We start from the raw sequence: 13,465 nt of genomic DNA on the forward strand, positions 1-13,465 counted from the left end.
GGCTCGCGTCGCGGTCATCCTTCGAAAGGTGGAGCGGCGACTCCACCGTGCGGTGCGCGAGGAGTGTGCCGACGGGCGATGCCGGTCGGGGGTATTCGGCGGGAGGGTTGCCTGAGCCGCCGGAACTGGCGGCAGGAAAGGACCACCATGTTCGTCGCGCTCCGCGACCTCCGCTTCGCGAGAGGCCGATTCCTGTTGATCGGCGCCGTCGTCGCGCTCATCACCGTGCTCGTCGGGTTCCTCAGTGGGCTCACGGGCGGCCTCGCCACCCAGAACATCTCGGGAGTCCTGGCGCTGCCCGCCGACCGCCTCGTCTTCACCGTCCCGGCCGGTGACGACGCACCGAGCTTCTCCACCTCGTCGCCGTCTCGTGAGCAGGCGGACACGCTCGCCTCGTTCCCGGGTGTGAGCAGCGTCGACCCGCTCGGCATCAGCCAGCTGCGGGCCGAGACCGCCGAGACGGGGGCCGCCGTCGCCGTCTTCGGGGTCCCGGCCGGGTTCGCGGACACCTCGCCGGCGGCGGCAGGCGAGATCACGCTCTCCGAAGCCGCGGCCGAGGACCTCGACGCCACGGTCGGCGACGAGGTCACCATCGGCGGCGCCGCCTTCGAGGTGGCCTCGATCGGAGCAGAGGCCTGGTACAGCCACACGCCGGTCGTGCAGATCACCCTCGCCGACTGGCAGGCGCTCGCGGAGCAGACGGGCGCTCCTGGCGCCTACGCCACCGTGCTCGCCATCTCGGGCGACCCGGACTGGGCCGCAGCAGATGCCGAGACCGGCACGGTCTCCGAGTCCCTGATCGGCGCCCTCGGCGCGCTCGCCGCGTTCCGCTCCGAGGTCGGCTCGCTGCTGCTCATGGTCGCGATGCTCTTCGGCATCTCCGGGCTCGTGATCGGCGCGTTCTTCACGGTGTGGACCATGCAGCGGCAGGGCGACATCGCCGTGCTCAAGGCGCTCGGGGCGAGCACACGATCGCTCGCGCGGGATGCCCTCGGCCAGGCCCTCCTGGTGCTCGTCGCCGGAATCGGCGTGGGGGTGGGGCTCGTCGCCATCCTCGGCGCCCTCGCGGGCCAGGCCCTGCCGTTCCTGCTCAGTCCGCTCACCACCCTCCTCCCGGGAGCCATCATGATCGCCCTCGGGCTCGCCGGGGCCGCCTTCGCGCTGCGCTCCGTGACCACCGCAGACCCCCTCACCGCACTCGGGAGCAACCGATGATCGCACTGGACAGCATCACCCTCACGTTCCCCGACGGGGGAGGGCGCCTGACCGCGCTCGACGGCGTCAGCCTCTCCGCCGAGCGGGGGACCGTGACCGGCATCACAGGGCCGAGCGGCTCGGGCAAGTCGAGCCTGCTCGCCGTCGCGGCCACCCTCATCCGCCCGGATTCCGGCAGCGTGATGATCGGCGGTGTCGACGCGAGCGGCATGAGCCGCACGGAGTCGGCGGCCCTGCGTCGGTCCAGCATCGGCATCGTCTTCCAGCAGGCGAACCTCCTCCCGTCGCTCACGGCGCGCGAGCAGCTGCTCGTCATGAACGAGCTCGGTGCACCCGGGAGCCGCCGCCGCAGGCCCGCCGCAGCGGCGCGCGCCGACGAGCTGCTCGCCGCGGTCGGTCTCGCGGAGCACGGCGCGAAGCGGCCGCACCAGCTCTCCGGCGGCCAGCGGCAGCGCGTCAACATCGCGAGGGCCCTGATGAACGACCCGAGTGCGCTCCTCGTCGACGAGCCGACAAGCGCGCTCGACCAGGAGCGCGGGGCCGCGATCATCGACCTCATCCTTCGCCTCACCGAGGAGCTGGACACGGCGACCCTGCTCGTCACGCACGACCTCACCCACTTGCCCCGGATGCATGACACGGTGCAGCTGGTCGACGGGAGACTCGCGCAGCTCCAGCGCTGAGCCGCCCGCGACGGGCCGCGACTGCGCGAGAATCAGATGCGCGGCCCGTCTGGCCGCTCACCACGGAAGGCGGCGGGGACTCATGCGCATCATCGTCATCGGAGCTGGCCTCGCGGGCCTCACCGCCGCCTGGGAGCTGCGGAAGCGCGGCCACGACGTCAGCGTCCTGGAGGCCAGGGACCGAGTCGGGGGCCGAACGTGGTCGCAGCGGCTCGGCAACGGTGCGATCACCGAGCGCGGTGGCGAGTACGTGTTCCCGACCGAGTTCGCCATCCGTCGGCTCTCCGCGGAGCTCGGGGTGCCCATCCTGAGCCACAACGTGCGTTACGCGAGGCGCACCGTCGACGGCCGGCACGTGTCGTTCGCCGAGCTCGAGGCGACCACCGAGCAGATCGCCGAGACCCTCCGCGGGATGCTCGCCGACGGACTCACGCGCGTCTCGGTCGAAGACGCCCACCGCGAGGCGCTCGGCCCCGACTACCAGCAGCACCCGGTCTACCGCCGCATGGTCACCTCGCTCGCGAACGACCCGAACCTCGTGAGCGCCGCCTCCGCGTTCCTGCACGACCCGGATGCGGACCAGCCGTTCATCGACGACGGCGGGCGCTTCGTGGGTGGCAACCAGTCGCTCGCCATCGAGATGGCCCGCCGGCTCGGGGCCGCGGTGCGGCTCGAGCACCCGGCCCGGGCGATCGACCAGTCGGAGAGCGGGGTCGAGGTGACGCTCGCCGACGGAAGCGCGCAGCACGCCGACGCGGCCGTGATCGCCGTGCCGCTCCCCATCCTGCGCAGCCTGCGACTCGGCTTCGCCCTCACCCCGGGGCAGGAAGCCGCCCTCTCGCACCGCATCATGGGCACCGCCGCGAAGCTCGGCGTGCCCCTCACCGCCGTCGACGACGACATCGCCCTGCAGAGCGCCGACCTGAGCTGGTGGTCCTGGCGCTCCCTGTCTGCCGACGGCGAGCACCGCATCCCCGCCCTGTCGTGCTTCGCGGGGAGCAGGGCCACCCTCGACGCCCTGCACACGGAAGCGGGACCGGGGCGCTGGGTTCGCGAGCTGCAGGCGCTGCGGCCGGGGCTCGTCATCGACGGCGACGTGCTCCTCACCGACTGGAGCGACGACCCGTGGACGCGCGGCTCCTACTCGGCGGCCTCCCTCGACTGGACTCCGGCCGACCTGGATGCGTTCGACGTGCCAGCAGGCCGGGTCGCCTTCGCGGGCGAGCACACGGGCCTCGAGCAGACCCTCAACGGCGCCGTCGTCTCCGGCCTCCGCGCGGTCACCGCGATCGAGGCCGTCGAGCGCCTGACCGAGCCGAGCGGCGGCCCGGCGTGAGCGGCGCGGCGGGAGCCCAGCAGGAGCGGATGCCGCGCGTGGACGCCCGGCGCCGCCGAGTCGCGGCCGCGGTCCTGCTCGCCGCGACCGTCGCGCTTGGCCTCGCAGTGCACTACGCGCTTCCGGATGGGGAGTTCGGGGACATCGTCGGTGCCGGCCTGTACACGGTCGCCGTCTACCTCGGGGTCGTCCTGCTCGCGCCCCGCGCCAGAGCGTGGACCGCGTTTGCGCTCGCGGTCGCCTGGTCGTTCGCGGTCGAGCTGCTGCAGCTGACCGAGCTGCCAGCCCGCGCGAACGAGGCGTTCGCACCGGCCCGGCTGGTCCTCGGCTCCGGGTTCGATGTGAGGGACCTGCTCGTGTACGCGCTCGGCGGCGGCGTCATGCTCGGCGTAGACCTGGCCGTGACGCGCAGCCGAGCTCGACGACGTCGCGCCCCGCTGGTACCGTGAACGCGTGTTCCTTCTTCTCTTCTGCTAACGGCTGAGCTGGCCTCCCGCGCTCGCTGACGCCGGTCTCGTCGACGCGTGTCTCTGAAACACGCCTGTCTCTGAAACACGCTTGTCTTTCGAACCGAGACCGCCCGAGCATCACGGTGGCCACCTGCTCTGACCCGACTCCGGGTCGCCGTTTTCGCGCGCCCAGCCGCTGATACCTTGCCGAGCCCTCTGAGAGTCCTCGGGGAGCCCTCGGCGGCTCGCGGCGCGCCGCTCTGAAGGAATGATCGTGCACACCACCCCCAAGTCAGTTCCAGCGCGCCATCGCGCGCAGCTCACGCTCACCGACGTCTCGCTGCTGCGCGGTGCGACGCCCGTTCTCACCTCCGTCGACCTCGTGGTCACCGCCACCTCGCGCATCGCGATCGTCGGCGAGAACGGCCGCGGAAAATCGTCGCTCCTGCACGTGCTCGCGGGCATCCTCCCGCCAGACAGCGGCACCGTGCAGCGCATCGGCACCCTCGGTCTCGCCGAGCAGGAGATGCACTCCGACGACGCTCGGACCGTCGGCCAGGCCATCGCAGACTCCATCGCGACGGCGCTCGCCACCCTCGCCGAGCTCGACGCCGCAGGAGCGGCGCTCGCGGAGAGCGGTCCGGGGGCCGAAGAGCGCTACGCCGCGGCTCTCGAGGCCGCGGAGGCGCTCGATGCGTGGGATGCGGAGCGCCGCGTGCTCATCGCTCTCGAGGCCCTCGACGCCGAGACCGACCCCGACCGCCTCCTCCGCGAGCTCTCCGTGGGGCAGCGCTACCGGGTCCGCCTCGCCTGTCTCCTCGGGGCAGACGACGACTTCCTGCTGCTCGATGAGCCGACCAACCACCTCGATCGCGCGGGGCTCGACTTCCTCACCGAGCAGCTCCGCTCACGCACGGGAGCGGTTGTCGTCGTGAGCCACGACCGGGCGCTGCTCGCCGACGTCGCCGAGACCATCGTCGACCTCGACCCGACGCCGGATGAGCGGCCCCGCGTCTCCGGCAACGGCTTCGCCGGGTACCGCGAGGCGCGCGCCGCCGAGCGCGAGCGGTGGGAGCAGGACTACGAGCGTCAGCAGCACGAGCAGGCCCGCCTGCAGGAGAGCCTGAGCGCGGCGCAGAATCGCCTCGTCACGGGATGGCGTCCGGGCAAGGGCGCGAACAAGCACGGCCGAGCCACCCGCGCCGCTGGCCTCGCCCAGAGTGTGCACCGTCGGCAGGAGGCCCTCGAAGCGCACGCCGTGACGGTGCCGGAACCGCCGCGGCTCTTCCGGTTCCCGGAGCTTCGCACCCGGGCAGGAGCGGAGCTGCTGAGCGTCGACGGGGTGGCCGTCGCGGGGCGCCTTCACGGGCCAGTGTCCCTCGCGCTCTCACATCGGGGCAGGCTGGTCGTCACCGGCCCGAACGGTGCGGGGAAGTCGACGCTCCTGCGCGTGCTGGCGGGCTCTCTCGCCCCGGATGCGGGTTCCGTGCGCGTGCAGCCGGGCACTCGAGTCGGCGTCCTCCCGCAGGAATCGTCGCTGCCGCTCGAGCAGCGCGCGGCGGAGGTGTACGAGCTGCGGCTGGGCGAGCTCGAAGCCGCCGGCACCGTGTCGCCGAGCGAGACGGTGGGGCTCTCGCAGCTCGGCCTGCTGCGCGCGCGGGAGGCGAACAAGCGGGTCGGCGAGCTCTCGATGGGGCAGCAGCGCAGACTCGACCTGGCGCTTGTCCTCGCCGCGAAGCCGCACCTGCTGCTTCTCGACGAACCCACGAACCACCTGTCGATGGCCCTGGTCGACGAGCTGACCGATGCACTCGCGGCCACGCAGGCCGCGGTTGTGCTCTCGAGCCATGATCGGCAGCTCCTCCGGGACGTCGACGACTGGCCGAGCCTGCAGCTCGGGCCGCGTAGCGTGCAATTCGTGCCGTCCGGCGATGAAAGGCTCCCAGGAAGTTGACAGCTCGCGGTAGCGTTGCTCCGCTCCCCGAAGCCCAGGGGATCTCATCAGCTTCACGGACCTCAAGGACGTCACTATGTTCACGCTCGAAAACTCCACCCAGATGGACTCCTGGCAGTGGGAAGCGCTCTCGCCCGGCGGCACCGCCAGCGGCTTCGTCGGCTGGATCCTCCTCATCATCGCGCTCTGGCCCGTCTTCCGTAAGGCCGGCTACCCGGGCTGGGGCGCCATCATCCCGATCTACAACGTCTACATCCTCGTCAAGATCGCCGGGTACCACGGCGCGACGGTGCTGCTCTACCTCATCCCGATCGTGAACGTCGTGTTCTCGATCTTCGTCGCGATGCGCATCGGCAAGGCGTTCGGCAAGGGCGGCGTCTTCAGCTTCTTCCTGCTCTGGCTGCTGTCGATCATCGGGTACTTCATCGTGGGCTACGGCTCTGCGCAGTACCGCGGCCCGGGCGGACGCGCCATCACGGCCTAGCCTCCGCTCCACCCGCATCGCGCGCGCCACGCGTCTCGGCCGCGGTGACCCGCTTGTCCTCAAGGACAGCGAGGTCGCCGCGGCCGACTGCGTTGCACCGGTCGCCGCCGCGAAGCGGGCGAGCGCCGCCTCGCCCAGCGTCTCGCTGAGCTCCCGTCTCGCTCAGCTCCCGTCCTGCTCAGCTGCCGAGGAACTCCACGAGCGCCACCGAGACCTCGTCTGGCGCATCCAGCGTCACGACATGGCCGGCGCCGTCGACCACGAGCTCCGTGAGTCCGTCCGCCGCCGCCCAGGCGGGCATGGCTCGCGCGATGTTGCCCGTGCTGTCGCTCGCGCCGCGAACCAGCAGCGTCGGCACCGGCGTGCGGTAGCCGGGAGTCGGACGCACGAACTGTGTCGTCGCTCGCCACACCGCCACGAACTCACGCTTCGACATCGCGCCGAACATCCGCGTCAGCTCGGCACGTGCCGTCGCCGTCACAGCTGAGGCATCCGCCATGAGCTTCGGCAGGTTCCTCGCCGGGATCAGTTGGAGGATGGGCGCCGCGGCGCGGAGACCGGCACGCTCCAGGAAGCCGAGTGGGCCGGCGTTCCAGGTGGAATCCAGCACCACGAGGCTCCGGAACCGCTCCGGGGAGCGCCGAACCAGCTCCTGCGCGAGATTCCCGCCGAGCGAATGCCCGAGCAGCGAGACTCTGCCGAGGCCGAGGTGCGCGATGAGCCGCTCGACGTCGCTCGCCAACAGCTCGGGGGAGAGGTCCGTCGAGTTCGGACGCGACGCCCCGTGCCCGCGAAGATCGACGAGTACAACGCGCAGGCCCGCCCGACGCAGCGCATCCGCCTGGCGCCTGAACATCGTGTGGTCGGCGCCCGCCCCATGCAGCAGGACAACCGCATCGGCATCGGCGCCCGTGCCAGAGCCAGGCTCCGAAGCGTCGGCACGCTCGGCCTCGTCGGTCCCATCGTCAGCCGCATCGACGCTGTCGGAGTAGCGGAGGGAACATCCGCCGAGGGTGAGCTGTCCCGGAAGGCTGTGCATGCCAGCGACGGTAGTCGCTCCGCGAATCCGTGCCAATTCTCGTGATTTCACATGCACCAGTGATTTCACCCCGTATTTCACCCTACGATCAGGCCAGGGGGCCACCGCTCGATCAATGAACACGGATGTGACTCATGAAGAAAGCGCTCTCCCTCTCTCTCGCCGCGCTCCTCGCGGCCTCGCTGCTGACGTTCCTCGGAACCGGACCAGCTCAGGCGGCGAACTTCGGGACCGTGGGCCAGGACGTCATGTCGCCCGCGAACTACGTCGCAAAAGGCAGCTATGCGACGACGACACCGCAGGGAGCGCCCGTCTCGTCGCTGTCCGACCAGACGGCCGCGATGGTCGACACGCTGCCCGACCGGTACCTCAACGACTACTGGAAGGGGCGCCTCAAGACCTCCACGAACCGTGAGAACTTCACGATCCCCATCTACACGGTCGACAGCTCGAAAGCCGACGCCAACTGGGTGAAGGTGAAGATGCAGAGCTACGCGCTCTACCCGGAGATCCACCCCGTCATGGAGGGAAGGGCGACCGCGTCGGCGACCGGAGGCACCTACGGGTTCCAGATCACTCCGTTCGCGACGACCGCGAAGAACTACGGCAAGGTCGTCATCCCGGCGCACGCCCTCCCCGGTGGTCCGATTCCGGGCGGCGACCAGTCGATGACCGTCGTCGATCTGGCGACGGGCATCGTGCGCGGGTACTACGTCGCGGAGAAGCAGAGCGACGGGTCCTGGATGATGGGCGGCGGCTACCTCACCACCCTCAACTCCCCGAAGTCGACGAACTGGTTCGACCAGAACGAGTGGCTCAAGGCGGAGCGGGGCACGAGCTCCGTCGGCGGCGTCATGAACGAGTTCCTCATGGCAGGCGCGGAGGAGATCGCGGCAGGCTCCATCAACCACATCACGAGCTGGACCTTCCCCTCCACGCGTTCGGGCACGGCCATGTGGCCCGCCTACCAGACCGACGGCAAGCTGAGCGAGGCGCACGCCCCGAAGATGGGGCAGCGGTTCTGGATCCCCAACGACGCGGCCACGAACGCGAAGATCGCCGCGCTCGGTCTCTCGAGCTTCGAGAAGGTCGTCGTCAAGAACCTGCAGGAGTACGGGGGCATCGTCACCGACCAGAACTTCTGGACGATGGCACTCAACCTGCAGCATCCCGTCACCTACACCGCGGCGGGCAAGCCCAACCCGTACCTTCCCGGCGGCATCGTCCACAACACGCACGGCAGCGTCGACCTCATCAACAAGATCCCCTGGACGCTCACGAAGTGGGGCGAGATCACCTCGAGCACGAAGCTGCCGCAGTTCGGAGCGCCGGCCGCCACACCGACACCGACCGCCACGCCCACGACGCCGGCAACGCCGAGCCCGACGGCGGCACCGGGTGCTGTCGACCGCCTCGGCTCGACCGACACCTACGCCAACGCGGTCACGGCCTCCGGCAAGGTCAACACGGTCGGCAACAAGCTGGTCATCGCAAGCGGCGAGGGCGGTGTGGATGCACTCCTCGCGGCCCCCGTCGCCGCCAAGATCAACGGCAACCTGCTGCTCACGAAGCCAGACGGGCTCCCGTCCAGCATCTCCGCCGAGGTGACGAGGCTGAAACCCTCGGCGATCTTCGTCATCGGCACGATCTCGGAGGCGCAGAAGACCGCGCTCGGAAAGCTCACGCCGAGGCTCGAGGTCGTGACAGCCGCCGACAAGTCGGAGACCGCGCTGGTGGTGGCGAAGCGGTTCTTCCCCAACGATCCCAACGTGTACATCGCCAACAGCGGCAAGGCGACGGAGATCGCCAACGCCTCCGGGAGGGCCACCCTTGCCAAGGCGCCGGTGCTGCTGACCGGGCCGACGCAGACCAGCGCCAGCTTCAAGGCCTACTTCGCAACCGGCAAGGTCACCTCGGCCCGTGTCATCGGTCCGGTGGCGTCGCTCTCTGCGACCGTCTTCAACGAGGTGAAGGCCAAGGTCTCGAAGACGACCCGAGTCAACTCCTCGGACGCGTTCGCCATCAACGGAGCGCTCCTGGGCGACTTCGACGCCGGGAGCATCCGTCCGAAGGGCTTCGCGCTCGCGAACCCCGGGAGTTCCGCGGACATCGCCGTGGCCCTGCTCGTCTCCGCGCGCACCGGGTATCCGCTGGTGCTCGCCACGCAGACGTGCGTTCCTCAGACTGCGTGGGCCGTGACCTCGAAGTACCCCGGGGCCAACTACAGCGTCGTCGGAACGACGAGCGACCTGGTCTCGGACATCCAGAAGAAGCGCTGCGCGTAGGGATCACCCAGCGCGCACCGCGGTGACCATGACCGGGAGATCAGCGCTCGAGGGAGGGGGACAACCGGTAGAGCACCTGCGGCCGCCCGCGCTTGCCGTAGCGGTGCGCCAGGTCGATCACCCCCGTCTCCACGAGGTGGTCGAGGTAGCGCCTCGCGGTCGCACGGGAGATGTCGCAGACCTCGGCGACGTCGAGCACCGTGGCGGGGGTCACCGGGTCGAGCGCAGCGACGACCCGCTCGAGCGTGACCTTCGCCAGCCCCTTGGGGAGCTTCGCCGACTGCCCGGCCCCGATTCGCGCCGCGCTCGAGTGACTGCGCACCACGGCGGGCTGACGGATGCTGCCTGTGGCCAGCAGCCGGTCGATCTCGCCCTGGCCGAGGGGGCGCTCGCGGTCGCTCTCCGAACTCCCTCGGCGCTCGGCGCTGTAGAGGTCGAGGCGCTCCTGCAGGGCGGCCTGCGTGAACGGCTTGATGAGGTAGCCGACGACGTGGGCCGCGAGGGCCTGTCGCACCGTCGTCTGGTCGCGGGACGAGCTGATCACCAGCACGTCCGGCACCTTCGCACCGAGCGTTCTGAGCCGGTGCAGGACTTCGACTCCGCTGATGTCGGGAAGCCGCATGTCCAGGAGCATGAGGTCGACTCCGCTCATGCTCTGCGCGAGCGCGGATTCGCCGGTGCTGGCGGTACCGGCGAGCGAGAACCCGGGGATGTCGGTGACGAACCCGCTGTGCAGCGCCCGGGCCCCGCGATCGTCGTCGACCACGAGCACCCGGATCGGGTCCGAGGCCGCTCGTGGGCTCTCCTCGATTCTGCTGCTCATGCCGCTCCTCTCCCGGGTGCAAGGCCGGTGGCGATGATCCAGGTCACCGCAGCCGCTCGATCTCGAAGGCGAAGCGCGACCCGCCGAGCCGTGACGCCCCGACCTCGATGGTGCCGCGGCGCGACGTGACGGTCCGGCGGACGAGCTCGAGACCGATGCCCCGTCCGAGTCCGCTTGGGTCCGCCTTGGATGAGAACCCCGGGGCGAAGATGCGGCCGCTCGCTTCGGCGTCCAGGCCGGGACCGTCGTCGTCGACAAGCCCGATGATGCGGCTGTCGCTCTCGCGAAGCGTGCAGAGGACCTGGGATGCGCCCGCCTCGCCCGCGTTCCGGCAGAGGTTCGCGATGACGGTCACGACGCCGTCGTCGATGTCCTCGTCGAGTTCGAGATCGAAGCTCGCCTGTGCTCCCAGCTCGTGCAGTTCGGCCCGCACCGCCTGCGTCGTGGCGTCGAGGAGGGGGAGGTGGTGGCTCGAATCGGTGCTGTCGGGAGCGCCGACCCCTGCCGTCCGAACCGGCACCACCTCGTCGATGTACTCGAGCGCGTCCTGGGTGTCGCCTCTCGAGACGAGGCCGTGGACCACGTGCATGCGGGTGCTGAACTCGTGAGACTGCTCGCGCAGGGCGGTGGTCGTGCGCCGCATCTGCGCGTGCTCGGCGGCGAGCGCATCGAGTCTGCGGAACCGGCGCTCGACCGCGAACGCGAGGGCCGAGCTGGCGAGCGTGCCGAGGACAAGTGCGCTGATCGTCCAGGGGAGGAGCTCCCCGAGGGCCTCGGCGCTGTCCGCGGAGATGCTCGACTCGAGCACACCGACGGCGACCATTCCGAGAACGGTGCCGTCTTGCCCGACCACGGGGACCTTCGCGCGCAGCGAGGGGCCGGATGCACCTTCTTCTGTGCCGTGGAACGCCTCCCCTGCGAGGACGGAGGCGTTGGCGGTCGAGACCTGCACCCCGCGCTCGGCGGGGTCCGGATGCGTGATGCGCACGCCCTCGTCGTCGGTGATGACGACGTAGTAGACGCCCGTCGCGTTCTCCACGAGGCCGGCAAGCGGCTGCAGGGCGTCTGTGGCTTCGGCGAGGTCGTCCGCGTCCGCGAGCGCTGAGGTGGTCCCGGCGCTCGTGACGGCTTCGAGCGCTCCACGCACCTCGTCCAGCTGTGCGAGGCTCGACGCGACCTCATGCACGCGCTCGGCTGTGGTCTCGCGAAGCTCCCTCTCCTGCACAGAGAACGCGATCGCAGCCGTGATCGAGACGGAACCGAGCGTGATGAGGCTCGGCACCACGAGCATCCCGAGGCGTACGGCTCGCTGGCTGAGCTTGAACGGCATCGTCATCCTCACTTCCCGCGCTCCGGGCTCGCGGCTTCTGGCTCGAGCCCTCGGCCCGCGCAGACCCATGCGGTGCCTCTTCGCACCGGGCTCGCGAGCACTTATGAGCACAACTCCTCGTGGAGCTCCTCACGTGCGAGCGCGGTGCAATCCTAAGGCGATATTGCGGAGACAACGATGTCCGCGCGAATGGAGCAATGATGATCCGAGAAACGAAAGAGCCGGCGGCGCCGGACCAACCGGGCCGGCAGAGCCGGTCCGGCAGCAGGCGCATCGTCGGCCGAGTCATCGGCGGGGTCGTGGCCGCCGCATCGATCGCCGTCGCGAGCTTCGGCTCGATCACGTCCGCCGCTGCGGGTCAGGACATCAACGCGTCGATGACGATCATCGCCCCGGCAGCTGCCGGTGGCGGCTGGGACACGGTCGCTCGCGAACTGCAGCAGGCGCAGAAGGCCGAGGGGCTCGTCAACAACGTGCAGGTGGTCAACATGCCAGGGGCCGGCGGAACGATCGCGCTCGGCAATGTCTCCGTGCTCGACGGTGAACCCAACAACCTCCTCGTCGGAGGAACTGGCCTGCTGGCCGCCACCATCCAGTACGACTCCGCGGCGAAGCTCGAAGACGTCACGCCGCTCGCGGTGATGGTCGAGGAGTACGACGTCATCGTCGTCCCAGCCGACTCCCCGTACGAGACCCTCGAGGACCTCGCCACGGCATGGAAGGCCGACCCGAAGTCCATCCCCTGGACGGGCGGTGGCTCGTTCGACCAGCTCGTGGTGACCGACCTCGCGCTGAGCGCAGGTATCGAGCCCGTCGACACCACCTACATCTCATCCGACGGCGGTGGCGAGGCCATCCAGGCGCTCCTCAACGGCACGGCGAAGGCCGCGGCAGGCGGCTACGCAGACAACATCGACCAGATCGAGGCCGGCAGGTTGCGGGCCCTCGCGGTCGTGGCGGAGGAGCCCATCGAAGGCGTCGACATTCCGACAGCCGCCGAGCAGGGCTACGACATCTCGCTCACGAACTGGCGCTCGATCCACGCTCCCTCCGGCCTGACCGAGGAGCAGACGGACGCCCTCGCCGAACTCGTGGTGCAGACGACGGAGACACCCGAGTGGCAGGAAGCCATCGAGAGGTACCACTGGAACGAGCGCCTCATCACGGGAGACGAGCTCGACACGTTCCTCGCTGAAGAGGAACTGCGCATCAAGGCGCTCTACGAGGAGATGGGACAATGACGCACCACGCGAACCCGACGGCCGCGTCGGCGGTCATCGGCGGAGACCTGACCTTCGCCGCAGGCCCAAGTAAGACGGCCACCCTCCTCAAGGGACTGACGATGCCGCTGGTCATCGCAGCCTTCGCCACCTACCTCGTCTACGGGATCTTCACGATGAAGGTGCCAGAGGGGGCCGACTTCCCTGGGCCGCAGTTCTTCCCCGGCCTCATCGCCGCCGGCCTGTACCTCTTCGCGGCTCTCCTCGCGGTTGGTGCTGTTCGTGAGCTGCGCGCGACCGCGGCCTCTCCGTCGACGATGACCGAGGAGGAGCTCCTCGCCCGCGCGCTGGCCGATGACGAGGCGCTTGCTGCGGCGGGCGCAGCAGGCGCCCCCCGCAAGGTGCGCGTCGACCTGAGATCGTTTGCCTGGGTCGTCGGCTCGTTCCTGGTGTTCTCGCTGACGCTCGACCTGCTCGGCTGGGTCATCGCAGCAGCCCTCCTCTTCTGGTGTGTGGCCCGCGGCTTCGGCTCGACGAAGCCAGTGGCGAGCCTCGTCGTGGGCTTCACGCTGAGCTCGCTTGCCTACATCGCCTTCGACATGGCACTCGGCATGTCGCTCCCGTCCGGCATCCTCGGAGGTATCTGA

General features: G+C 70.0%; 12 protein-coding genes. 9 read left to right on the forward strand and 3 right to left on the reverse strand.

What is annotated here, in order from left to right:
* Positions 1 to 147: 147 nt before the first annotated feature.
* From ITJ67_RS09795 to ITJ67_RS09820, 6 genes are all read left to right on the forward strand, one after another.
* Positions 148 to 1,215 (forward strand): ABC transporter permease, encoded by a 1,068-nt coding sequence (locus ITJ67_RS09795; protein ID WP_194677483.1) that lies wholly within the window; start codon positions 148 to 150, stop codon positions 1,213 to 1,215.
* A complete protein-coding gene (locus ITJ67_RS09800; protein WP_194677484.1) occupies positions 1,212 to 1,898 on the forward strand; it encodes an ABC transporter ATP-binding protein in 687 nt (228 codons plus the stop codon). Before ITJ67_RS09795 ends, ITJ67_RS09800 begins: the two co-directional genes overlap by 4 nt.
* Positions 1,899 to 1,980: 82 nt before the next feature.
* Positions 1,981 to 3,234, forward strand: coding sequence for a flavin monoamine oxidase family protein (locus tag ITJ67_RS09805; protein ID WP_194677485.1), 1,254 nt, complete (start codon positions 1,981 to 1,983; stop codon positions 3,232 to 3,234).
* Positions 3,231 to 3,683 carry a DUF2809 domain-containing protein gene (locus ITJ67_RS09810; protein ID WP_323741439.1) on the forward strand — a complete coding sequence of 151 codons (453 nt, stop codon included), beginning with the start codon at positions 3,231 to 3,233 and terminating at the stop codon, positions 3,681 to 3,683. Before ITJ67_RS09805 ends, ITJ67_RS09810 begins: the two co-directional genes overlap by 4 nt.
* Before the next feature lie 268 nt (positions 3,684 to 3,951).
* Positions 3,952 to 5,637 (forward strand): ABC-F family ATP-binding cassette domain-containing protein, encoded by a 1,686-nt coding sequence (locus ITJ67_RS09815; RefSeq protein ID WP_194677486.1) that lies wholly within the window; start codon positions 3,952 to 3,954, stop codon positions 5,635 to 5,637.
* Positions 5,638 to 5,713: 76 nt separating this feature from the next.
* Positions 5,714 to 6,121: a DUF5684 domain-containing protein gene (locus tag ITJ67_RS09820; protein ID WP_160073253.1), complete on the forward strand. Its 408-nt coding sequence runs from the start codon at positions 5,714 to 5,716 to the stop codon at positions 6,119 to 6,121.
* Positions 6,122 to 6,299: 178 nt separating this feature from the next.
* Here ITJ67_RS09820 and ITJ67_RS09825 read toward each other — a convergent pair whose 3' ends face one another.
* Complete coding sequence (locus ITJ67_RS09825; RefSeq protein ID WP_194677487.1) at positions 6,300 to 7,160, reverse strand: alpha/beta fold hydrolase; 861 nt, start codon at positions 7,158 to 7,160, stop codon at positions 6,300 to 6,302.
* Positions 7,161 to 7,294: 134 nt separating this feature from the next.
* Here ITJ67_RS09825 and ITJ67_RS09830 point away from each other — a divergent pair, with 134 nt between their 5' ends.
* Positions 7,295 to 9,445, forward strand: coding sequence for a cell wall-binding repeat-containing protein (locus ITJ67_RS09830; RefSeq protein WP_194677488.1), 2,151 nt, complete (start codon positions 7,295 to 7,297; stop codon positions 9,443 to 9,445).
* Positions 9,446 to 9,485: 40 nt separating this feature from the next.
* Here ITJ67_RS09830 and ITJ67_RS09835 read toward each other — a convergent pair whose 3' ends face one another.
* Together ITJ67_RS09835 and ITJ67_RS09840 are read right to left on the reverse strand one after the other, a co-directional pair.
* Entirely contained in the window at positions 9,486 to 10,268 is a 783-nt protein-coding gene (locus ITJ67_RS09835; RefSeq protein ID WP_194677489.1) for a response regulator, read from the reverse strand.
* Positions 10,269 to 10,311: 43 nt separating this feature from the next.
* Complete coding sequence (locus ITJ67_RS09840; RefSeq protein WP_194677490.1) at positions 10,312 to 11,598, reverse strand: ATP-binding protein; 1,287 nt, start codon at positions 11,596 to 11,598, stop codon at positions 10,312 to 10,314.
* A 197-nt stretch (positions 11,599 to 11,795) separates the two neighbouring features.
* On the opposite strand from ITJ67_RS09840, the gene ITJ67_RS09845 reads away from it, so the two are divergent.
* Entirely contained in the window at positions 11,796 to 12,839 is a 1,044-nt protein-coding gene (locus ITJ67_RS09845; RefSeq protein ID WP_228502556.1) for a tripartite tricarboxylate transporter substrate binding protein, read from the forward strand.
* Entirely contained in the window at positions 12,836 to 13,465 is a 630-nt protein-coding gene (locus tag ITJ67_RS09850; protein WP_194677491.1) for a tripartite tricarboxylate transporter TctB family protein, read from the forward strand. The genes ITJ67_RS09845 and ITJ67_RS09850 overlap by 4 nt, the downstream gene beginning before the upstream one ends.

This window comes from Pseudoclavibacter sp. VKM Ac-2867 (genome assembly GCF_015351275.1).
Lineage (GTDB): Bacteria > Actinomycetota > Actinomycetes > Actinomycetales > Microbacteriaceae > Pseudoclavibacter.